Here is a 21621-nt window from a genome sequence, read left to right on the forward strand (position 1 = left end):
CTCGAATAGTAGGCGTGACCCACATCACCGTCAACAGCCCGAGACCGACCTGTGACCTCGGGTGCCGCGGAGTCAGCCGACGGCGCCGACCACCGCCCGGGTGCTGCCGCGCTCCACGAGCTCCGGGTCGAAGATGACCTGGCGGCGCCGCGATGCCGGGCCCTCGATCTCCTCGAGGAGGAGCTCGACGGCGGTTCTCCCCATGAGCGTGGTCGGCTTGCGGACGCTCGACAGCGGGACCACCGCGGAGGCCGAGAAGTCGATGTCGTCATACCCGATGAGGGCGATGTCCTCGGGGATCCGCAGGCCGTGGATCATCAGCACAGCCTGCATGACGCCGATCGCGAGGAGGTCGTTGGCGCAGAAGACGCCGTCGGGCAGTTCCCCCCTGGGTCGCTGGGCGATCCCGTCGCCGACGTCGCGGCCGGCGAGGACCGTCATGGCCCCGGCCTCGACGACCTCGAGGACCGCGCCGTCGTGCTCCTCGACCGCCTGGCGCGCGCCGGCGAGCCGATCGGCCACCTGGCGGTAGTCGGCCCGGGTCCCCACGAACACGATGCGCCGCCGTCCCGCGTCGAGGAGGTGGCGTACCGCCATGTAGCCTCCGGCGACGTCGTCCACGGACACCGAGCTGCAGCGCCGCTGCGCATCGGTGCGGTCCACCAGCACCACCGGCATCCCGCGCGTGCGCAGGGCCTCGACGCGGGGCCCTACATCGCCGACCGGGGAGATGAGCATGCCCTGGACGCGCTGTTGCTCGAAGACGTCGATGTAGCGGGCCTCGCGATCGGCGTCCTGGCCGCTGTCGCCGAGCACCACGGTGCTGCCGTTCTCGGCCGCGCAGTCCTCCGCGGCGCGGGCGAGGGAGGAGAAGAACGGGTTGCCGACGTCGAGCACGACGAGCCCGATGGTGCGGCTCTGGCCCGCCCGGAGCTGCCGGGCGGCGTCGTTCCGCACGAAGCCGAGCGCGTCGATCGCGCCCTGGACACGCTCACGGGTGGCGGACGAGACGCGTGCGGGATGGTTCAGCACGTTGGACACCGTGCCCACCGCCACCCCTGCCCGGTCGGCGACGTCCTTGATGCTGACGGGTCGGCTCTCCATGGTTCCCTCGACTACCTCGACGCTCGGGTCCGGCCGTGGTTCGGCCGGACCGGCAGGACTGTTGACACTCGGTCTGGAGCAAGGATAACTTTGAAACGTGCTAATGAAACGATTCAAAAGCACGACGATCCTCTCGTCGCTTCCCGGCCCGTTCCGGGCAGGTGACGACACCCGAATATTCGCCGCCCGCGGTGCCACGGAGCATGCAGCGGCCGCTCACCCTTCCGACGCTGGAGAGAGTACATGACTGTCATCGACGACATCGCCGCGGAGCTGGATCAGCTCGCCATCGAGGTTCCCTCCTGGGCCTACGGCAATTCCGGAACACGTTTCAAGGTGTTCGCGACCCCCGGCACTCCCCGCACCGTCGAGGAGAAGATCGCCGACGCGGGCATGGTCAACAAGCTGACCGGTCTCGCCCCGAGCGTCGCACTGCACATCCCCTGGGACAAGGTGGACGACTACGGGATCCTGGCCTCCCACGCGGCTGACCACGGCGTGCGGCTGGGCACCATCAACAGCAACACCTTCCAGGACGACGACTACAAGTTCGGCAGCCTGACCCACAGCGACGCCGCCGTGCGGAACAAGGCGATCGACCACATGTACGAGTGCATCGAGGTCATGAACGTCACCGGTTCCCGGGACCTGAAGATCTGGCTCGCCGACGGCTCGAACTACCCCGGCCAGGCGGACATGCGCTCCCGTCAGGACTGGCTCCAGGACTCGCTGCGGAAGGTCTACGACCGCCTCGGCGAGGACCAGCGGCTCGTGCTCGAGTACAAGTTCTTCGAGCCGGCGTTCTACCACACGGACGTCCCCGACTGGGGCACCTCCTACGCGCACTGCCTGCAGCTCGGCGAGAAGGCGCTCGTCTGCCTCGACACCGGCCACCACGCCCCGGGGACCAACATCGAGTTCATCGTGGCGCAGCTCATCCGCCTCGGGAAGCTCGGCTCCTTCGACTTCAACTCGCGCTTCTACGCCGACGACGACCTCATCGTGGGGGCCGCCGACCCGTTCCAGCTCTTCCGCATCATGGCCGAGGTGGTCCGCGGCGGAGGCCTCGACCCGTCGAGCGGGATCGCGCTGATGCTGGACCAGTGCCACAACCTCGAGGAGAAGATCCCCGGCCAGATCCGCTCGGTGCTGAACGTGCAGGAGATGACGGCGCGCGCGCTGCTCGTCGACCGCCCCGCGCTCACCGCGGCGCAGCAGTCCGGCGACGTCCTGGGCGCCAACGCCATCCTGATGGACGCCTTCTACACGGATGTGCGGCCCGCCCTGGCGCAGTGGCGCGAGTCGAAGGGCCTGCCCGCCGACCCGATGGCGGCCTACCGGGAGACCGGCTACCAGGACAGGATCAACACCGAACGACAGGGCGGCCAGCAGGCCGGATGGGGAGCATGACAGTGACGACGACGACGGGACCCATGACCACCTCGACCAACCCCACGGTCGGTGAGCTCATCGAGCGCTCCAACCGGCTGGGCGCCGACAAGCGGAACACGAACTACGCCGGCGGCAACACCTCGGCAAAGGGCAGGGGGGTCGACCCGGTGACCGGCGAGGACGTCGAGCTGCTCTGGGTCAAGGGCTCCGGCGGTGACCTCGGGACGCTGAAGGAGTCAGGACTCGCGGTCCTCCGCCTCGACCGCATGCGCGCCCTCCAGAGCGTCTACCCGGGCGTGGAGCGCGAGGACGAGATGGTCGCCGCGTTCGACTACACCCTGCACGGCAAGGGCGGGGCGGCACCCTCCATCGACACGGCCATGCACGGCCTCGTCGACGCAGCCCATGTGGACCACCTCCACCCCGACTCGGGCATCGCTGTCGCGACGGCCGCGGACGGTGAGGCGCTCACCTCCACCGTCTTCGGGTCGAAGGTCGTCTGGGTGCCCTGGCGTCGTCCCGGTTTCCAGCTCGGGCTCGACATCGCCGCGATCAAGGCCGCGAACCCCGAGGCCATCGGCACGATCCTCGGCGGCCACGGCATCACCGCGTGGGGTGAGACCTCCGCGGAGGCCGAGGCGAACTCCCTGGAGATCATCGAGACGGCCGAGCGGTACATCGCCGAGCACGGCCGGCCGGAGCCCTTCGGACCGGCCCTCGAGGGCTACGCCGCGCTGCCCGAGGCAGATCGCCGCGCGAAGGCCGCCGCCCTCGCCCCGACCATCCGAGGGCTCGCCTCCACGGACAGGGCGCAGGTGGGCCACTTCATCGACGACCCCCGCGTCCTAGACTTCCTCGCGTCGGCGAACCACCCCCGGCTGGGTGCGCTCGGCACGAGCTGCCCCGACCACTTCCTCCGCACCAAGGTCAAGCCGCTGATCCTCGACCTCCCGGCCGGCGCCGACGTCGAGAGCTGCCTGCTGCGCCTGCGCGAACTGCACACCGAGTACCGCGCGGACTACGCCGCCTACTACGACCGGCATGCCACGCCGGACTCCCCCGCCATGCGCGGCGCGGATCCCGCGATCGTGCTGGTGCCCGGCGTCGGCATGTTCTCCTTCGGCGCCAACAAGCAGACAGCCCGGGTCGCCGGTGAGTTCTACCTCAACGCGATCAACGTGATGCGCGGTGCCGAGGCCATCTCCACCTACTCCCCCATCGACGAGGCGGAGAAGTTCCGCATCGAGTACTGGGCCCTCGAGGAGGCCAAGCTCGCCCGCATGCCGAAGCCGAAGTCCCATGCCGGGCGCATCGCCCTGGTGACCGGGGCGGCGTCGGGCATCGGCAAGGCCATCGCCACGCGGCTCGCCGCGGAAGGCGCCTGCGTGGTCATCGCCGACCTCAACATCGACAGCGCCACCACGGTCGCCGAGGAACTCGGTGGTCCGGACGTCGCGATCGGCGTCCAGGCGGACGTGACGGACCCGGCGCAGGTGCTGGAGGCCGTGAAGGCCGCCGTCCTCGCCTTCGGCGGCCTGGACCTCGTGGTCAACAACGCCGGGCTGTCCATCTCGAAGCCGCTCCTGGAGACCACCGAGAAGGACTGGGACCTGCAGCACAACGTCATGGCGAAGGGCTCCTTCCTCATGTCGCAGGCCGCCGCGAAGGTGCTGATCGAGCAGGACATGGGCGGGGACATCATCTACATCTCCTCGAAGAACTCCGTGTTCGCCGGCCCGAACAACATCGCCTACAGCGCCACGAAGGCGGACCAGGCGCACCAGGTCCGCCTCCTCGCCGCCGAACTCGGTGGCTACGGCGTCCGCGTCAACGGCATTAACCCCGACGGCGTGGTCCGCGGTTCGGGCATCTTCGCCGGCGGCTGGGGCGCCAAGCGGGCAGCGGTCTACGGCGTGGAGGAGGACAAGCTGGGCGAGTACTACGCGCAGCGGACCCTGCTCAAGCGCGAGGTGCTGCCGGAGAACGTCGCCAACGCGGTGGCGGTCCTGACCTCCGCCGAGCTCTCGCACACCACCGGCCTGCACATCCCCGTGGACGCGGGCGTCGCTGCCGCGTTCCTGCGCTGACATGGCCGGTGGCTCGACCACGGGTGGTCCGGCGGTGTTCGCGGCCGTCGACATCGGGGCGTCCTCCGGGCGCGTGATCCTCGGGAGGCTCACCGACGCCGGCCCGGAGCTGACGACCGTGCACCGCTTCCCCAACGGGGTGCAGTTCCTCGGCGGCGCCCTGCGCTGGGACGTCGAGGCTCTGTTCGCCGAGGTGCTGGCCGGTCTCCGCCTGGCAGGCGAGGCCGCGGCCCGAACGGGTGGAACGATCGCGAGCATCGGGATCGACACCTGGGCGGTGGACTACGGGCTGGTCGACGACGCCGGCACGCTCCGCCACCTGCCGTTCAGCTACCGGGACGGGCGCACCGAGGCGGTGATCGACGTCGTGCATCGGGCCGTACCCCCGGAGCGGCTCTACGCGCGGACCGGGCTGCAGTTCCTGCGCTTCAACACCGTCTACCAGCTGGCTGCGGAGCGCTCGCTGGACGGCGTGCAGGCGCTGCTCATCCCCGACCTGCTCGCCTACCGGCTCACCGGCGAGCGCCGCACGGAGGCCACGAACGCCTCCACCACGGGACTGCTCGACGCCGCCACCGGCACCTGGGCGGTCGATCTCTTCGGTCCGCTCGGCCTGTCCCCCGAGCTGTTCCCGCCGCTCGTCGAGCCGGGCGTCGTCGTCGGGCGGCTGCTGCCCGGGATCGCGCGGGCCACGGGCCTGGCGGAGGCGACGGCGGTCGTGGCCGTGGGCTCGCACGACACCGCGTCGGCCGTCGCGGCGGTCCCCGCGACGTCGGCCTCCTTCGCCTACATCTCCTCGGGGACGTGGTCGCTCGTCGGCGTCGAGCTCGACGCGCCCATCCTCACCGAGGAGAGCCGCGCCGCAAACTTCACCAACGAGCGCGGCGTGGACGGGACCATCAGGTACCTCCGCAACACCGGCGGCCTCTGGCTGCTGCAGGAATGCCTGCGGCAGTGGAGCATCGAGGGGCCGGAGCCGGATCTCGCCGCCCTGCTGGCGGCCGCCGCGGCCCTGCCGGCGGGCGGACCCACCATCAACCCGGACGACCCCTCGTTCATCCCCCCGGACAGCATGCCCGCGCGCATCGTGTCCGCCGTCGCCCGCACGGGGCTCGCCCTGTCCACCGAGCGGGCCGCGATCGTCCGCTGTATCCTCGACAGTCTCGCCCACGGGTACGCACGGACCATCGCCGACGCCGAGAGGCTCACGGGGACGACCGCCGAGGTCATCCACATCGTCGGGGGCGGCTCGCAGAACGCACTGCTCTGCCAGCTGACGGCTGACGCCGCCGGCCGGCGGGTCCTGGCGGGTCCGGTCGAAGCCACGGCACTCGGCAACATCCTCATCCAGGCGAGGTGGGGCGGCCGGCTCGACGGCGGCCTCCGGGAGCTCCGGCAGCTCGTCGTCGCGGGCGTCACGCCCGTGCCCTACGAACCGAGCCGTCCCTCCGGCCTCAGCACAGTTCCAGCAGTCGAAAGGATCATCCAGTGACCAAGCGCCAACTCCCCGTGCCCGCGGAGATGCTCGAGCTGATGCAGTTCAAGAAGATCGAGCTCAACGGGAAGAAGCGGCGCCTCGACTCGGCGCTCACGATCGCGGACCTGCGCACGATCGCCAAGCGCCGAACCCCCAAGGCCGCCTTCGACTACACCGACGGCGCCGCCGAGGGCGAGCTGTCGCTGAGCCGTGCGCGGCAGGCGTTCGAGGACATCGAGTTCCACCCGTCGATCCTCCGTCCCGCCGAGCACGTCGACACCTCGGTCGAGATCCTCGGCGGACCGAGTGCCCTGCCCTTCGGCATCGCCCCCACAGGCTTCACCCGGCTCATGCAGACCGAGGGCGAGACCGCCGGTGCAGGGGCTGCTGCCGCCGCCGGGATCCCCTTCACCCTCTCGACCCTCGGCACGACCTCGATCGAGGGCGTGAAGACGGCCAACCCCCACGGGCGCAACTGGTTCCAGCTGTACGTCATGCGGCAGCGCGAGATCTCCTACGAGCTCGTCCGCCGGGCGGGCGAGGCCGGCTTCGACACGCTCATGTTCACGGTCGACACGCCCGTGGCCGGCGCCCGCCTGAGGGACAAGCGCAACGGATTCTCCATCCCGCCGCAGCTGTCCATCGGCACCGTCCTCAACGCGGTGCCGCGGCCCTGGTGGTGGATCGACTTCCTGACCACCCCGAAGCTGGAGTTCGCGTCCCTGACCGACACCGGCGGGACGGTGGGAGACCTGCTGAACGCCGCGATGGATCCCACGATCAGCTACGACGACCTCGCCATCATCCGCGATCTGTGGCCCGGGAAGATCGTCATCAAGGGCGTGCAGAACGTCGAGGACTCCGTCCGCCTCGTCGGGATGGGCGTGGACGGGATCATCCTGTCCAACCACGGCGGCCGCCAGCTCGACCGTGCCCCCATCCCGTTCCACCTGCTCCCGCAGGTGGTCCGTGAGGTCGGCAGCGACGCCACGATCATGGTCGATACCGGCATCATGAACGGAGCCGACATCGTCGCCTCCATGGCGCTCGGCGCGAAGTTCACCCTCATCGGCCGCGCCTACCTGTACGGGCTGATGGCCGGCGGCCGCGAGGGTGTGGACCGGGCCATCGCCATCCTGCGGGACGAGATCGAGCGCACCATGCGCCTGCTCGGCGTCTCCTCCATCGGCGAACTCGAACCCCGGCACGTCACCCAGCTCACGCGTCTGGCACCCGTGGCCACCACGCAGAGCGAGCTCCCTCGACTCGTCTGAACTACGCCAGGTCCTCAGGTCGCGTGCGCAGCTTCCTCGCGATCACTGCGAGGGCCCGTTGATCGTCCTCGTCCAGGGGATCCAGCACATACTGGCGTACGGAGCGCACGTGCGCCGGCGCGGCGGCGACGACGACGTCGAACCCGGCGGTGGTGAGCGCCACGAGGGTGTACCGCCCGTCCGACGGGTCGGGGGAACGCTTCACCCAGCCTCGGTGTTCGAAGCGCTTGACCACGTTGGACAGGCGGGAGAGCGATCCATTGGCGAGATAGGCGAGCTCACTCATCCTGATCTCGTGATCCGGCGTCTCGGAGATATGGCTGAGGGTCAGGTAGTCGAAAAGGCTCAGACCCGCCTCCTGCTGCAGCGGTGACTCCAAGCGCCCCGGCATCAGGAGCATCAGGGAGGCCAGGCCGGTCCAGGCTTCCTTCTCGTCGGGCGACAGCCAGGCAACAGGGCCCGGCGCAGCCTCAGGAGGCGGTCCGGTAGGAGAGGGCATCAGGCCATCCTAGCCGGGCACTGATGACTTCAACGCTGAAGTAAGTCTGCTAGGCTGACTTCACGCTTGAACCGCGAGCCTCCCCGAGGCCGTGAGCCATCGCCCGAGGAGGACGCGCCGTGCCCGTTTCGCTGATCGATCCCGACAACCACCACTCCGTTCCGCTGTATCACCACGTCGCCGTCGCGACGGGCAGCAGGCAGGTCCATATCGCAGGGCAGGTGGCCTGGGACCACGAGGGGTGCCTCGTCGCGCCCGGAGACCTCACCGGGCAGGTGGTGCAGGTTTACCGCAATGTGGCGACAGCCCTCGCCGCCGCGGGGGCGACGTTCGACGACGTCGTCCGCTTCACCTGGTACGCCGCCGGCTGGAAGAGGGAGATGTACGACGCCTTCAACGCCGGAGTCGAACTCGCCCGGCAGGAGTTCGACATCCCCACGGCACCGGCAGCGCTGATCGGCGTGGAGATCCTCTTCGAGCCCGGCATCCTGGTCGAGGCCGAAGTCACTGCCGTCGTCGCGTGAAGCGCGGCGGGACGGCATGGCCGTGACCGACATGAACCCAGCGATGGAAAGGCCTTCATGACGACCCTCATCGTCACAGCGCACCCCGACCCGGACTCCCTCACGCATCACGTCGCCCGCCACCTCCATGAATCACTCGGGGAGGAGGAGTCAGCGGTCGCGCACCTCGCCCAGGAGGGATTCGACCCCCGCTTCACCCTCGAGGACCGGCATCTGTATCGCGGCACGGGGCACCCCGACTCCTCCATCACGCTCGAGCAGCAGCGGATCGATGCGGTGACCGACCTCGTCCTGATCTTCCCGGTGTACTGGTGGTCCATGCCGGCCCTGCTGAAGGGGTGGATCGACCGGGTCTTCATCGCGGGATGGGCCTTCGACGACATGGACGGTCGCATCCGCCCCAGGCTCCAGCACCTGACGACGCACCTGCTCCCCATCTCGGGGACGAGCGAGGAATCCTTCGCCAGGCATGGCTACAGGACCTCGTTCACCACACAGATCGAGCACGGTATCATCGGGTTCTGCGGGATGCGGCAGGGCGTCACCGCCTTTCTCCACGACTCGGAGACGACGGACGCGGAAGCGACGCAACAGGCCGTCCTCGCTGCGACCCGTCGGATAACTGATGCCATCTCGGACAGCCCGCAGGAACAGGTGGGCCGGCTCGCACAGCACGGTGCAGGCTCGCACCGAGGCTGAGCCGAGCGCCGGGGGTGGCGGACGTGGACATCCCGTCGAACAGGGCGCTCAGCCCTGAGGATACGACCGATCCCGCTGCGAGCGCCGGCCATGCAGTCCCGGCGTCAGTGCAGGTGGCTCCCCCCGTTGATGTCGACGGTCGATCCGGTGAGGTACGCGGCGTCGTCGGATGAGAGGAAGGTGATCACCGCGGCTACTTCCTCCGTTGTCGCGGTGCGTCCGAGGGGGATGTCCCGGGCCAGTGCGGCCTCCTGCTCGTCCGTGCTGCCCACCCGGATGTTCGTGTCCACGGCTCCCGGCGTGACCGCATTGACGGTTACTCCGCTGTCGCCGAGTTCGCGCGCGAGGGCTTTCGTGAAGCCCAGGATGGCGGCCTTCGCGGCCGAGTAGGGAACCTTCCCGAAGACGCCGCCTCCTCGCTGCGCGGAGACGGACGACATGTTGACGATCCGCCCCCACCTGTTCTCCAGCATCGCCGGCAGGAAGGCCTTGGTGACGAGGTAGGTGCCGGTCGCATTGACGGCCATGACCTTGTTCCACAGATCCAGCGTCGTCTCGAGGAACGGGACGGGCGAGGTGATTCCGGCGATGTTCGCGAGGGCACCCACAGGAGGCAGGCGCCCTGCGGACACCTGCTCGGCCACCGCCCGCTCGGCACGGACCACGGATTCCTCGTCGGCGACATCGATCACGTGCCCGAAGGCAGGCACGCCGTACTCGCTGCCGATCGCCGCTGCCGTCGCGGCGGACTTCTCCTGATCGAGGTCGAGGATGACGACCGCCCAGCCCTGGGCGGCATAGCGGCGGGCCGTCGTGACACCGATGCCCTTCTCGGACGTGGCTCCCGTGATGACGGCGGTGCGCTGTGTACCAGTCATGATGCTCCTTCGAATCTTTGAGAGTGCGAAACCGACCCGGGGCCGATGTCTTCCATCAACATATTGTCGACTGTTGACAGTGCGATGTGCACTAGATCACACTAGCTGCATCACCTTGTTGACTGTCAACAGTGAATCCCATCCAGAGCGAACGAGGAGTCCCATGAGCAATGAAGCTCTCCAGATGCGAGGCCACGTCCATGGGACGAAGGACGCCCGCAAGGTAGCTGTCGGGTCGGGCGTCGGTGCGGTGATCGAGACCTACGACTTCATCGGTTTCGGTACTGCTGCCGCCCTGTACTTTGGACCGGCGTTCTTCCCGGGTGCCGACCCGGTCACTGCGACCCTGGCGTCGTTCGCGACCCTGGGTGTCGGCTTCGCGGCTCGCCCGTTGGGCGGCATCATCGGCGGTCACCTCGGGGACAAGGTGGGTCGGAAGCCCGTGCTCGTCGCCTCGCTGATCATCATGGGGCTGGCGACCTTCGCCATCGGGCTCCTGCCCACCTACGCGACCGTGGGCATCCTCGCCCCCATCCTCCTGGTGATCGTCCGCATCATCCAGGGGCTGGCGTTCGGTGCCGAGTGGGGAGGCGCGATCCTGATGAGCTACGAGCACGCGCCGTGGAAGTCGAAGGGGAAGTACACGGGGATCGTGCAGGCCGGCTTCCCCGTGGGGCTCCTGCTTGCGAACCTGGTCTTCCTGGCCAGCGCCAACCTGATCGGCGACTGGGCCTGGCGTATACCTTTCCTGACGAGCATCGTACTCGTCGCCGTCGGCCTCATCATCCGCTCCAAGGTCCCCGAGTCCCCGGTCTTCGAGGACGTGAAGGACCACGGCGAGATCGTCAAGAACCCGATCGTGCAGGTCATCCGCCAGGACTGGCGCAGCATCGTCCGCGGCATCTGCCTCCGCGTCGCCGAAACAGCCGGCTACGCCGTCGCCGTGACGTACATGATCTCCTACCTCAACACCACCGAGCTGGCGACCCGGACCGAGACCCTGACCTCCCTCTGCGTCGCGTCGTTCATCGGCATCTTCGCCACGATGGCGTGGGCACGACTCACCGACCGTGTCGGCCGACGCCCCGTCTACATCTGGTCCTGCGCCTTCGCGGTCCTGTTCGGCATCCCCATGTTCCTGCTCGCCAACACAGGCCTGTTCATCTGCGTGATGATCACCATCGTCATCTCCTACGCCGTCTGCCAGAACTCGCTCGCCGGAGCGCAGGGCGCCTGGTTCCCCGAGCTCTTCCAGGCCAAGACCCGGGCATCGGGCGCCTCCCTGTCCTACCAGATCTCGGCCATGGTCTCGGGATTCACCCCCTTCATCACCACCCTGCTGTACATCCAGCTCGGCTGGCTCGGCCCGGCCCTGCTGTTCTCCACCTACGCGCTCATCGGTCTCATAGCGGCACTCATGACCCGTGAGACCTGGGGCCCGAAGGAACGTCGCCTGGCCGCCGAGGCCGCCCAGGCCGCTCCCCTGCCGCAGCACGCCTGAACCGATCCTCTCGAGAAGGAGTCAGCCATGACCCTTGCACCAGTAACAGCAACACCGCCTTCTGCCGAGTTCGCCGCCCGCGTGGCGGAGGTCGAGGAGTCCGCCTACCGCGCCCGCCACTATGCCCTGAACATGGGCGAGGTACAGGGCCAGGGATACGTGGGGCAGGCTCTCGGATCCGCGGACATGTTCGCGGCGGTCTACCGCGACCAGCTGCGCTACCGCCCGGAGGACCCTCACTGGGCCGAACGGGACCGCTTCCTGCTCTCCACCGGCCACTATGCCATCGGCCACTACGCCGCGCTGGCCGAAGCCGGGATCGTGCCTGTCGACGAACTCGACTCCTACGGCTCGGACGACTCCCGACTCCCGATGTCGGGCATGGCGTCCTACACGCCGGGCATGGAGATCTCCGGCGGCTCCCTCGGACACGGACTGACGGTCGCCGTCGGGATGGCCCTGGGGTTGCGGCTGCAGCACTCACCGGCCCGCATCTTCAACTTCCTGTCCGACGGCGAACTCGACGAGGGATCCACCTGGGAAGCAGCGATGGGAGCGCATCACCACCGACTGGGCAATCTCACCGCGCTGGTGGACATGAACGCCCTCCAGGCCGATGGCGCCACCAGGACGGTTCTCGGCATCGAACCGGCCGAAGAGAAGTGGGCGTCCTTCGGCTGGTACACACAGCGGGTGGACGGCAACAGCGCGCAGGCCCTCCTGACCGCACTGGACACCATCGCCGACCGCGCAGGCGCCACGGCTCAACCATCGGTCATCCTGTGCGACACGAAGGTCGGCAAGGGCGTACCCCTGCTCGAGCAGAGGGAGAAAGCGCACTTCATGCGCATCGAGGAACACGAATGGCAGATCTGCCGCGAGCAGCTGACCGCAGGACACGAAGGAAAGGCTTCAGCATGAGTACCACCAGCGAGGCTCCCGACACCACTACAGCCACGAAACCGAAGCTGAAGACCTCCGCGATGATCGCGTCCTTCGCCGATCCCGGGCAGAGGACCGCGCCGGCCCCCTTCGGCCATGCCCTGGTGGCAGCAGCCGAGGCCGACCCGCGCATCGTCGGCCTGACGGCGGACCTCGGCAAGTACACCGACATGCACGTCTTCGCGAAGGCGTTTCCTGACCGGTTCTTCCAGATGGGCATGGCCGAGCAACTGCTCCTCGGAGCGGCCGCCGGGATGGCCGAGACAGGGATGATCCCGTTCGCCTCGACCTACGCGGTCTTCGCCGCCCGCCGCGCCTACGACTTCCTGTGCCTGGACATCGCGGAGCCGAACCTGAATGTGAACGTCGTCGGAGGGCTGCCCGGCCTGACCACCGGGTACGGGCCGAGCCACCAGGCCACCGAGGACATGGCGATCTTCCGCGGCATGCCCAACCTCACCATCATCGACCCGTGCGACTCGGTGGACATCGAGCAGGCCGTACCCCAGCTCGCGGCATCACCCGGACCCAGCTACCTGCGGCTGCTGAGGGGCAACGTGCCGACAGTCCTGGATGAGTACGACTACACGTTCGAACTCGGCAAGGCCAAGCAGCTGCGTCCGGGCACGGACGTCCTGTTCATCTCGAGCGGACTGATGACCATGAGAGCCCTGCAGGCAGCGGAGCAGCTGGCCGCCCATCACGTCGACGTCGCCGTCGTCCACTCGCCCACGATCAAGCCCTTCGACACGACGACGATCCTCGATGAACTCCAGCAGGACCGGCTGGTTGTCACCCTCGAGAACCATACGGAGGTCGGGGGATTGTTCGAAGCCGTGGCCGGAGTCGCAGTCCGGGCCGGCAGCGGGCGGCGCATCGTTCCTGTCGCACTCCCCGACCGCTTCCTCGACGCAGGCGCGCTGCCGACCCTGCACGAGAGGTACGGGCTGTCCACGAACCGGATCGTGCAGAAGGTCCTGGCCGAGCTGTCCCGAGACGGCGCCCCCTGATCATGGAGCGGTTCTGGGAACAGAACCGGACAACCTTCCGTAAGATCGATTCTGTCGACAATCTACTGTCGACAGAGGCGGTGGAAGGCATGACTCACAAGGGAGCACCGATGTCACTTCTCGGGGGGCTGGAGAAGACCAACCTGCGCCAGCAGGCGCTGGCGGCGCTCCGGCGTGCCATCACGACCGGAGAACTCGCTCCCGGGACGCACCTCGTGGAGACCGATCTGTCGGAGCGCCTGCAGATCAGCCGTGGCACCCTCCGTGAAGCGATGCGGCAGCTACAGCAGGAGGGTCTGATCTCCTCGGGAGCCAGGGGTCGGCTCGCGGTGCGCCACCTCGACACCGCTGACGTCCGGGACATCTTCGAAGTGCGGTCCGCCCTCGAGTCACTCGCCGCCCGCACACTGGCCGACCGGGCCGACCGGGAGGAAGCTGTGAGGGAACTCGAGCGACACATCCGGCAGATGGAAGAGGCGAGCGACGGTTCCCTCGAGGAGCGCATCCAGGCGGACCTGGACTTCCATCACGCCCTGTGCACACTGACGGGGAACAGGACGCTGGTCCACTCATGGAAGTCGCTCGAGGGGTCCATCCGGATGAGCATCATGTACGCAGGCGTCGATCAGGCGATCAGCAACATGAGCGCGCACCGGCACGCGGGCATCGTGCAAGCCATCACGACCGGTGACCCCCTGACCGCCGTACACGCGGTCGAGGAACACATGACCGACACCATCCGCACACTCGTCGGAAGCGATCTCGAGCAGCACCCGGCGTGATGTCGTCCGTGTGAGTCGGCATCACGACAGCCGGCGGCGTCCTCGCGAACCGACCTTCCAGGGGTTGCCTGTCCGACGCGAGCTACTTCAGCTCGGGGCCCACAGCGGGCGGTGCGGCGAGTGCCGCGTCCCCGGGCAGTAGCCACGAGTATCGCCACTCCGCCCTCGCACCCGCCTGCCCCGACGCGGTCGTCCCCGTCGTCCGTCCAGCATGGAAGATCCTGTGCCACCATCCGGGTGCCGTCCCGCGCTGGTCCACGTCCCTCCCGGATGCGGTGCTGCCCGGACGGGGTGCGTCACCCCTCGTCCGTCCGGGGAACGGTGAAGGGGCAGGGTGGCTATCCACGGCCCGCCCCTGTGGAGTGACCGCGGGAGAGCGCCGTCAGCAGGAACGTGCGGAGGGCGCCGTACTGCTGCTGATCCTCGCCCGCGTGCCCTGCGGTCCCTCCGGCCGGGGCCGCCAAGGCGGCGAGCCAGTCCCCGTGCTGCGTGATGTCCTGGCCAGTGGCCGCGGCCACCGCGTCGCAGGCGAAGCCGACGGCGGTGGTCCCATCGGTGAGGCGTACGGACCCCAGCAGCATGGGTTCGGGCAGCATCGCCAGGAACCGCCCGAGTGCTGCTTCGGAGAGGATCCACCGTTCGCCGACGAGCTCCGCACCGTCGTCGGAGCGGTAGACACCGGGCTTCGGTGGATGCGTGTCCAGAGCCACCATGCGGTACCGGGCGGCCGTGCGGACGGGTCCGTCCCAGAAAGCGCCCAGGTCCTCGAGCTGCGGGGCGAGTACCTGGCCCCGACGATGCGCTCCGACCACGACGAGCGGGACGCCGGCTGCTCCCGCTGCCAACGGCCACGGCCCGGCGGTATCCATCGGGCCGACGGCCCCGTCCGAGAACAGGGCAGGAGGAGCAGGAATGCGCTCGATGCGGCGGGCGATGTCGGCGACGACGGCGTCGTCGAACGTGCGCCCGACCAGCGTCACGCCGAACTGGGCCCGGTCCACCTCCCCTGCCGGCACCGCGACCGCGCACATGTCGAAGAGGTTGCAGAAGTTCGTGTACGTCCCCATCCGCGAGTTCACGCCCACCGGGTCCGCCGCGACCTCGGAGAGGAGGGGATGTACCGGTGCGGTGGGCACCAGGAGGGCGTCGAAGCCCTCCAGCTGCACGAGTGCCGCCCGTTTGAGCTCGGCCAGGCGCGCAGTGTCGGTGACGTACCGATGCGCGGGCAGCGTGCCTGCACGGCCGATGATGCCGGCGACGGTGGGATCGAGTCCGGCGGGGCCGTCCCCGACGGCGTTCTCCACGAACTCCCCCACGGCGGCATGGCGCTCCGCCACGAGCGCTCCGTCGTAGAGGAGCCGGGCCGCCTCGAGGAAGACGTCGATCGGCACCGGTTCCACATCGACGCCGGATGCCGCGAGCCGGGCGACCTGCCGGCCGAACTCGGCAGCCCAGCCGGGCGACAGCTCCGGCAGGTCGGCCGGATAGGCGACGCGCGGTCGGCACGGTGCTGCGAGGCGTACATCGGCCGGCCACGCTCGTGCTCCCCCGGCCATGACACCCATCGCCCGCTCCGCCGTCGACAGGTCGCGTGCCAGGATGGTGACGGCGTCCCAGGAACGGCAGGCCGGCACGACGCCGTCCGTCGGGACCACGTGCAGCGTCGGCTTGATGCCCACGATGCCCTGCAGGCCGGCGGGGATGCGCCCCGATCCGGCGGTGTCGGTGCCGATCGCGATGTCGGCCAGACCCAGGGCGACGGCGACGGCCGATCCGGAGCTCGACCCGCCCGAGATGTACTCGGGACGGCGTGAGTCCCGGACCGCGCCGTAGGGGCTGCGCGTACCCACCAGGCCGGTGGCGAACTGGTCGAGATTGGTGGAGCCCAGCACCACGGCTCCTGCTGCCCGTAGGCGGCGCACCGCCTCCGCGTCCCTGCCGGGGAGGAAGGAGAAGCCCGGGCAAGCCGCCGTGGTAGGGGTTCCTGCCACGTCCACGTTGTTCTTCACGGCGAGCAGCAGGCCCGCCAGGGGGAGCTCCTCGCCGTCCCCGACCCGGGCATCGACGTCCGCCGCATCGGCGAGGAGGTCCTCCGCCGCCCGCAGGGTCACCCAGATCTCGGGACGGTCCACTGCTGCGATGGCCGCGAGGGCGGTTCGCACGCGACCGGTTGCCGGGGCGCTCATGCTGCGACCTCTTCCGTCTGTCGCGATCCGGAATCCTGCCCCGGTTCGGGCGATGCGCCCAACACCACGAGCGCCTCGCCGGCGACGACCTGCGACCCGGCGAGGGGAAGGACCTGCAGCACGGTGCCGTCGCAGGGAGCGGTGAGGACGGTCTCCATCTTCATGGCTTCGAGCGAGATGAGGGCCTGGCCCTTCAGCACGGTGTCCCCCACTGCCACATCCACCTTCCAGACGCTGGCGGCGAAGGGCGCCGGAACCAGGGAGGCGCCGTCCGGCACCACCAGGTCCTCCGACGCGGGGACGACGGCAGCAGCCGCATCCGCGCGGTCGAACTCACCGGCGTCGGCCCACGCCTGCCGCTCGATGGAGAAGGCCGCGGACTGCCTGACGCGGAACTCCGCGATGGACGCGCTGTTGTCGGCGAGGAAGCGCTCGTGCTCGGCGAGCGAGAACGTCCCCTCCTCGATCTCCACGCCGCGTCCGCGGCCTGCCGCCATGTCGGCCCGCAGGTCCATCAGCTCCTCCGGGCCGACCGGGTACCAGGAGATGCGGTCGAAGAACCGCAGCAGCCACGGGGACCCCGCCTGGAACGGCGCGGAATCGGCGTAGCGCGACCAGACCTGGGTGGTGCGGCCCACGAACTGGTACCCGCCCGGTCCCTCCATCCCGTAGATGCACATGTAGGCACCGCCGATGCCGACGGCGTTCTCCGGCGTCCACGTGCGCGCGGGGTTGTACTTGGTGGTGACGAGGCGGTGCCGGGGATCGAGCGGCGTCGCGACGGGCGCTCCGAGATACACGTCGCCGAGACCGAGGACCAGGTACTCGGCGTCGAACACGGTGTCGAAGACCTCGTCGACCGAGTCCAACCCGTTGATGCGCCGGATGAACTCGATGTTCCACGGGCACCATGGGGCATCGTCCCGCACACCCGCCATGTACCGTTCGATGGCCTCGCGGGTCGCCGGGTCGTCCCAGGACAGGGGCAGGCGCACCGACCGGCTGGGCACCACGAGCTCCGAGCTGGCCGGGAGGGCACCCTCGACGTCCTGCACCACCTGCAGCAGACGGCGGGTGGACAGGACGGAGGGGTCCACCTTGACCTGCAGGCTGCGGATCCCGGGAGTCAGGTCGACGACGCCGGGCAGCCGCATCTGCTCCACGGCCTGGTGCAGGGCGTGCACGCGGGCCCGGAGACCGAGGTCGAGCACCATGTCGCCGTACTCGACGAGGAGGTTGTCGTCGCCGGAGCGGCGGTAGGTCACGGCGGGCCTGCCCGGTTCCTCCCCCATGCGCGCCAGCACGCCGTCGTCGCCGTCCCCCCGCCCGAGGAGCAGGCCGGCCGCAGATCCCTGACCTGTCGGGTCGGGGGCGTCCTGGATCAGCTGCCGACCGGGACCGAGATCACGGATGGACGGGGCCTGGACGGCCCGGATCGGGACGAAGCGCACGGTGTCGCCCGGGCGGAGCTGCCCGAGTTTCCAGCGGTCCGCCGTCACGACGGTCACCGGGCACACGAACCCGCCGAGGCTGGGACCGTCCGGTCCGAGGAGGATCGGGGTGTCCCCGGTGAAGTCCAGAGCGCCCACGGAGTAGGCGGTGTCGTGGATGTTGGACGGGTGCAGGCCTGCCTCGCCGCCGTCGTTCCGCGCCCAGCGGGGCTTGGGTCCGATGAGCCGCACGCCGGTCCGTGCGGAGTTGAAGTGCACCTCGTAGTCGGTGGCGAAGAGCGCGTCGATGTCCTCCCGCTGGAAGAACTCCGGCGCGCCGTGCGGGCCTTCGACCACCGTGAGCTCCCATCGCGTGGTCAGCGCGGGCCGGGCGTCGAGCGGCACCGGAGCAGCGACTCCCGCGGGTGGAGCGGTCGGCACGGCCCTCAGGACGTCACCGGTCCGGAGGACGCGGCCGGCGTGCCCACCGAACTGGCCCAGCGTGAAGGTGGACGCGCTGCCGAGGTACAGCGGGATGTCGAGGCCGCCCTCGAACAGGATGTAGCCGCGCAGGCCGGGCCCTTCCGCGGTCCCGACGTCGAGCGTTCCTCCGGCGGGGACCGTGATCGGCTCCCACGCGGCGGCGTCCGCACCGTCCACCGTGAGGCGGACCTGCGCGCCGGTCACGCACAGGGTGGTCTCGTGCGAGAAGGTCAGGCTGGGCCCGGTCATCGTGAATTCGAGACCGGGGGCTCCTTCCTCGTTGCCGAGGGCCCGGTTGCCGAGCCGGAAGGAGAGGTCGTCCATCGGACCGCTCGGCGGGACCCCTACCTGCCATAGGCTGGTGCGGCCCGGCCAGTCCTGCACGCTGGTCTGGAGTCCGGGCCGCTCCACGGTGATGCGTGGCTTGGGATCTCCCACCGTGTCCAGCGTGCTGGTCGAGTGCCCTGCCGCGCGGACGACGTCGAGCGTGCTGACGGCGCGCAGCATGCCGAGGTTCGTCTCGATACCGTCGATCCGTGTGCCGGCGAGCGCGCCGGCCAGGCGGTCGAAGGCCTCGTCGCGGCTGCTGCCGGAGGTGATGATCTTGGCCAGGAGGGGATCGTAGTTGGTGGAGACCTCGCTGCCGGTCTCGGCCCAGGTGTCCACGCGGACGTGGTCCGCCTCGGGGTAAGCGGCGTTCGTGATCGTGCCGGCGCTCGGCTGGAAGCCGCGTGCCGGGTCCTCCGCGTAGACCCGCGCCTCCACGGCGTAGCCGGAGACGGGGACGCTGTCGGGGACGCCGGCGAGGACCGCCGCGGCATCGGGCCCGCCCTGGGCGAGGCGGAGCATCCACTCGACCAGGTCGACGCCGGTGATCGACTCGGTGACGGGGTGCTCGACCTGCAGGCGCGCGTTCACCTCCAGGAACGAGGCCTCCTGGCGCGCGGAGTCGTAGACGAATTCCACGGTCCCGGCCGAGCGGTAGCCCAGCGACGCGCACAGTGCCCGCGAACTCCGGTGCAGTTCCTCGCGGAGGGTGTCCGGCAGATCCGGTGCGGGCGCTTCCTCGAGCACCTTCTGGTGGCGGCGCTGCAGGGAGCAGTCGCGATCGCCGAGGCTGACCACGCGGCCCTCGCCGTCGCCGAACACCTGGACCTCGACGTGGCGGGCATTCTCCACGTAGCGCTCGGCGAAGACGCCGGCGGTGCCGAAGCTGGCTCCGGCGAGCCGGGCGACGCGCGGGAAGCTCTCGGCGAGCTCCTCCTCGGTGCGGCAGACGGTCATGCCGATGCCGCCTCCGCCGCCGGTCGCCTTGAGCATGAGCGGGTAGCCGATGGCTTGTCCGGCTGCGAGCGCATCGTCGACCCCGTCGAGCAGGCCCGAGCCCGCGATCATGGGGACGCCGGCGGCGGATGCGGCGTCACGGGCGGTGTGCTTGGTGCCGAAGGTGCGGAGCTGCCCGGGCGTGGGTCCCACGAACACGAGTCCGGCGGCTTCCACGGCCTCCGCGAAGTCCGCGTCCTCGGACAGGAAGCCGTAGCCGGGGTGGATGGCGCCGGCGCCGGTGGAGGCCGCGGCGGCCAGTAGCGCATCGACGCGGAGGTAGGACTCCTTGGCCGGTGCCGGGCCGAGGAGCACGGCCTCGTCGGCGAGCCGGACGTGCCGGGCGCCGCGGTCCGCCTCGGAGAACACGGCGACCGTGCGCAGCCCGAGCTTCCGGGCCGATTCGATGATGCGGCAGGCGATCTCCCCGCGGTTGGCCACGAGCAGGGTGTCGAAGCGGTTCATGCGGCGTTCTCCGGGCGTGTGACGATCATGCGGACGGGCGTGGGGTTGAAGCCGTTGCAGGGGTTGTTGACCTGCGGGCAGTTGGAGACGAGCACCAGGGTGTCCACCTCGGCCCGGAGGGCGACGCGCTTGCCCGGGGCGGAGAGGCCGTCGACGATCCCGAGGGCGCCGTCGGGATCGACGGGCACGTTCATGAACCAGTTGATGTTGGAGACGAGGTCGCGCTTGCCGAGTCCCCAGCGGGAGCCCTCGATGAGGAAGTTCTCCACGCAGGCGTGCTGCTCGCGAGTGTGCTGGCCGTACCGGAGCGTGTTCGATTCCTGGGAGCAGGCGCCGCCGATGGTGTCGTGCACGCCGACCTCGTCGGCGACGACGGTCATGAGGGCGAGGCCGGTGTCGGCGCGGAGCACGGAGCCGGTGGTGAGGACGATCGAGTGCTGCTGCGCGATGGTGACCGGTGCCGAGTACCGGACGGTGGTGTCCGCGGCGGCGTAGAGCAGGCAGTCGACCGCCTGGTTGCCGTCGAGGTCCACCATGGTGAGGACGTCCCCGGCCGCGATGACGGCGGACCAGGGGCCGCGGGCCTCGACGTACTCGTCGAGGACGACGGCGCCGGGTGCGAGGGCGATGCTGTCCGCAGGCTGCGGGAGGGTAGTGGTCATCGGGTGCTCCTTGCGGCGAGATCGTGCTCGGTGTTGTGCAGTGCCTGCAGGTGTTCGGGCGTCAGCGGCCCGATGAGGCTGCCCTCGGCCAGCGCGGCGAGGTCCTCGGGGGCGCGCCAGGCGGCGATGTCGACGGCGGTGCCCGTGAACTCGGTGCGCGGGTCCAGCGGGTGGGCGGTGTTGGCCAGGACGACGACGGAGTCCACCTGCAGCAGCAGGTCCACGGAGGCGCCGGGGCCTGCGCTGCCGGTGAAGCGGATGCCGCCATCGGGGTCGACGCGGATGCCCTTGAAGAGGGTGAGGGACGGCGCGACGTCCCTCGGCCCGAGGCCGTTCTTCAGTGCCCCGAGGGTCAGCAGTTCGCGGGCGGCGGGCGAGGTGCTGTGCGCTGTTCCTGCCCCGTACCGTGCCGTGTTCCCGGCCAGGGTGGTGGCGCCGGTCAGGGCGTCGTGGCTGCCCGAGGTGTCCGCGACGATCGTGGCGAGGACCCGCCCGGCGTCGGACAGGAGGGGGTGCCCGGTTCCGGGGTAGGCCTGCCACGGCACCTTGACGGTGTCGGCGGCGTTGAAGCGCTCGTGCGGCGCCCCGGCACGATAGAGGAGGGTGTGCACGCAGGCGTCGCCGGTGTCCGTGAGGCGGAGGCGCGTGCCACGGGCCAGCTGCAGGGTCGTGTAGCGGCCGAAGGCCAGCGTCTCCGACCAGACCAGGCGGTCGGCGGCGCCGTCGGGCAGGGTGCCCGTGAGCGAGGGGGGTGCGGAGGATACCGGGATGTGGCGCATGGTGTCCGCCGTCCGGGTGTGCTGGGCCCGCGCGTGGGTGCGGGCCCCGGCCGTGGTGGCCGTACCCGTCGGGGCCTGGGTGGTCTGTGTCATGGCGATCCTGTCGGTTCTGTCGGTGGCAACG

17 protein-coding genes are annotated in these 21621 nt (G+C 69.8%); 10 read left to right on the plus strand and 7 right to left on the minus strand.

From position 1 onward, the window contains the following. Positions 1-72: 72 nt before the first annotated feature. A complete protein-coding gene (locus tag ACX80N_RS03730) occupies positions 73-1104 on the minus strand; it encodes a LacI family DNA-binding transcriptional regulator (RefSeq protein ID WP_459338320.1) in 1032 nt (343 codons plus the stop codon). Between the two features lie 243 nt (positions 1105-1347). On the opposite strand from ACX80N_RS03730, the gene rhaI reads away from it, so the two are divergent. From rhaI to ACX80N_RS03750, 4 genes are read left to right on the plus strand one after another with little or no spacing between them, the layout of a single operon-like run. Then, on the plus strand, positions 1348-2514 hold the full coding sequence (gene rhaI, locus ACX80N_RS03735) for an L-rhamnose isomerase (RefSeq protein ID WP_205753596.1): 1167 nt from the start codon (positions 1348-1350) through the stop codon (positions 2512-2514). Continuing rightward, entirely contained in the window at positions 2511-4583 is a 2073-nt protein-coding gene (locus tag ACX80N_RS03740) for a bifunctional aldolase/short-chain dehydrogenase (protein WP_459338321.1), read from the plus strand. Before rhaI ends, ACX80N_RS03740 begins: the two co-directional genes overlap by 4 nt. 1 nt (position 4584) lies before the next feature. Next, positions 4585-6075 carry a rhamnulokinase gene (locus ACX80N_RS03745; protein WP_459338322.1) on the plus strand — a complete coding sequence of 497 codons (1491 nt, stop codon included), beginning with the start codon at positions 4585-4587 and terminating at the stop codon, positions 6073-6075. After that, on the plus strand, positions 6072-7334 hold the full coding sequence (locus ACX80N_RS03750; protein ID WP_105031894.1) for an alpha-hydroxy acid oxidase: 1263 nt from the start codon (positions 6072-6074) through the stop codon (positions 7332-7334). Before ACX80N_RS03745 ends, ACX80N_RS03750 begins: the two co-directional genes overlap by 4 nt. A gap of 1 nt (position 7335) precedes the next feature. Here the strand turns inward: ACX80N_RS03750 and ACX80N_RS03755 are convergent, their stop codons facing one another. Beyond that, positions 7336-7833, minus strand: a complete 498-nt coding sequence (locus ACX80N_RS03755; protein WP_459338323.1) for a MarR family winged helix-turn-helix transcriptional regulator — start codon at positions 7831-7833, stop codon at positions 7336-7338. Positions 7834-7952: 119 nt separating this feature from the next. Here ACX80N_RS03755 and ACX80N_RS03760 point away from each other — a divergent pair, with 119 nt between their 5' ends. Together ACX80N_RS03760 and ACX80N_RS03765 are read left to right on the plus strand one after the other, a co-directional pair. Then, positions 7953-8357, plus strand: a complete 405-nt coding sequence (locus ACX80N_RS03760) for a RidA family protein (RefSeq protein WP_459338324.1) — start codon at positions 7953-7955, stop codon at positions 8355-8357. Positions 8358-8414: 57 nt separating this feature from the next. Beyond that, positions 8415-9056: an NAD(P)H-dependent oxidoreductase gene (locus tag ACX80N_RS03765; protein WP_459338325.1), complete on the plus strand. Its 642-nt coding sequence runs from the start codon at positions 8415-8417 to the stop codon at positions 9054-9056. Between the two features lie 104 nt (positions 9057-9160). On the opposite strand, the gene ACX80N_RS03770 is transcribed toward ACX80N_RS03765, so the two are convergent. Next, entirely contained in the window at positions 9161-9934 is a 774-nt protein-coding gene (locus tag ACX80N_RS03770; protein WP_459338326.1) for an SDR family NAD(P)-dependent oxidoreductase, read from the minus strand. 163 nt (positions 9935-10097) lie between these two features. Here ACX80N_RS03770 and ACX80N_RS03775 point away from each other — a divergent pair, with 163 nt between their 5' ends. From ACX80N_RS03775 to ACX80N_RS03790, 4 genes are all read left to right on the plus strand, one after another. Further along, positions 10098-11435: an MFS transporter gene (locus ACX80N_RS03775; protein ID WP_459338327.1), complete on the plus strand. Its 1338-nt coding sequence runs from the start codon at positions 10098-10100 to the stop codon at positions 11433-11435. Between the two features lie 27 nt (positions 11436-11462). Further along, complete coding sequence (locus ACX80N_RS03780; RefSeq protein ID WP_105031900.1) at positions 11463-12356, plus strand: transketolase; 894 nt, start codon at positions 11463-11465, stop codon at positions 12354-12356. Continuing rightward, positions 12353-13387: a transketolase family protein gene (locus tag ACX80N_RS03785; RefSeq protein ID WP_459338328.1), complete on the plus strand. Its 1035-nt coding sequence runs from the start codon at positions 12353-12355 to the stop codon at positions 13385-13387. Before ACX80N_RS03780 ends, ACX80N_RS03785 begins: the two co-directional genes overlap by 4 nt. Positions 13388-13497: 110 nt before the next feature. Then, a complete protein-coding gene (locus tag ACX80N_RS03790) occupies positions 13498-14169 on the plus strand; it encodes a GntR family transcriptional regulator (RefSeq protein WP_105031902.1) in 672 nt (223 codons plus the stop codon). A 338-nt stretch (positions 14170-14507) separates the two neighbouring features. Here the strand turns inward: ACX80N_RS03790 and atzF are convergent, their stop codons facing one another. Genes atzF through ACX80N_RS03810 form a run of 4 tightly spaced genes read right to left on the minus strand, consistent with a single transcriptional unit; the run spans position 14508 to position 21590 of the window. Next, entirely contained in the window at positions 14508-16355 is a 1848-nt protein-coding gene (gene atzF, locus ACX80N_RS03795) for an allophanate hydrolase (RefSeq protein WP_459338329.1), read from the minus strand. Then, positions 16352-20056 (minus strand): urea carboxylase, encoded by a 3705-nt coding sequence (gene uca / locus ACX80N_RS03800; RefSeq protein WP_459338330.1) that lies wholly within the window; start codon positions 20054-20056, stop codon positions 16352-16354. Before uca ends, atzF begins: the two co-directional genes overlap by 4 nt. Then, positions 20053-20718 (minus strand): urea amidolyase associated protein UAAP2, encoded by a 666-nt coding sequence (locus ACX80N_RS03805; RefSeq protein WP_459338331.1) that lies wholly within the window; start codon positions 20716-20718, stop codon positions 20053-20055. The genes uca and ACX80N_RS03805 overlap by 4 nt, the downstream gene beginning before the upstream one ends. Beyond that, entirely contained in the window at positions 20715-21590 is an 876-nt protein-coding gene (locus tag ACX80N_RS03810) for an urea amidolyase associated protein UAAP1 (RefSeq protein ID WP_459338332.1), read from the minus strand. The genes ACX80N_RS03805 and ACX80N_RS03810 overlap by 4 nt, the downstream gene beginning before the upstream one ends. Positions 21591-21621 lie beyond the last annotated feature (31 nt).

The organism is Arthrobacter sp. MDT2-16 (genome assembly GCF_054510925.1).